We start from the raw sequence: 1,020 nt of genomic DNA, 5'->3' as shown, positions 1-1,020 counted from the left end.
CGTCGCGGGCGTGCCTCAGCGCCTGTCCCTCGATTCGGTGCCCGCGGCGCCGCAGCCATACGGCGCGCAGCTGACCACCGTCGGCGTGACCAACGGCAGCCGCGTGCTCTCCGTCTCCCTCAGGGACATGTTCGCCAACCACAACAATGCCTCCGGGGTCTCGGTCACGCTCGAGATACAGGGCGAGGCGCGCTTCTTGCAGAATGGCTGGCTGCGCTCCTCCCTCACACGCCCGACAGTCGAGGGCGTGGCCGACTTTTCATTCGAGACCTTCCAGCGGCCCGTAGCGTTCGAGACGCCCGAGGTGCGCCAGCTGCTGCAGGCCATCGCCATCGATGGGGTCGGCCCCGACCAAGGCGGCTACGGCATCGACTACGAGTCACTGAGCCAGACCACGGGCACGGCGCTCATCGAGTTCAAGGGCATCCCCGCGACGGGCGAGATTGTGATCATGCCCTCGGCCGCGTTCGCCGCCTCACGGTGCCAGCTCGCCACGAATGAGATCTTTCTCGAGGGCAACTACCGGCACCCGAGCGCCTTTACAGTCCGCGAGCGGTTCAAGTACAAGTTCGCTGTCACAGTGACACAGACGGCCGCTGGGCCGATCGGCACTTCGACGCTGAAAGGGCCCATCGCCCTGACGGGTCCACAGCAGCGTCAGCGCATACGGGAGAACTGGCCGATGCCCACCCCGATAGAGCCGGACGTGTATACCATCTGCTATCGACCGAGTAGCGCGACCACGCCCGTGTTCGAGCCGCAGTTCGGGCAGACGAAATTCGTCGTGGGCGAGCCGGCGATGCTCCAGGTGGTGCAGATCTCGCCGACCGTCGTCTTCCCGCAGATCAGCGCCGAGGTGCGCCTGAGCTTTGGGCCGACTCAAATCTTCGGCCCGAGTGGCACGACCATCGCTCCCGTGCCGCGAAGCTTCGTAGGCGACCTTGTGGCGCTGCGCACGACCGCGCTCATCACGAGCATCAACTGCACCGACGTGCGCTCGAGTGAGGTGCAGCCCATCTC

General features: G+C 66.0%; 1 protein-coding gene. It reads left to right on the top strand.

Annotated features, from left to right (window positions below):
- The coding region (locus tag EB084_26490; protein ID NDD31811.1) for a hypothetical protein at nucleotides 1-1,020 on the top strand (1,020 nt) is incomplete at both ends.

This window comes from Pseudomonadota bacterium (assembly GCA_010028905.1).
Taxonomy (GTDB): domain Bacteria; phylum Vulcanimicrobiota; class Xenobia; order RGZZ01; family RGZZ01; genus RGZZ01.
The sequence above is the reverse complement of the archived record's forward strand: the minus strand, read 5'-3'. Positions and strand labels throughout refer to the sequence as shown.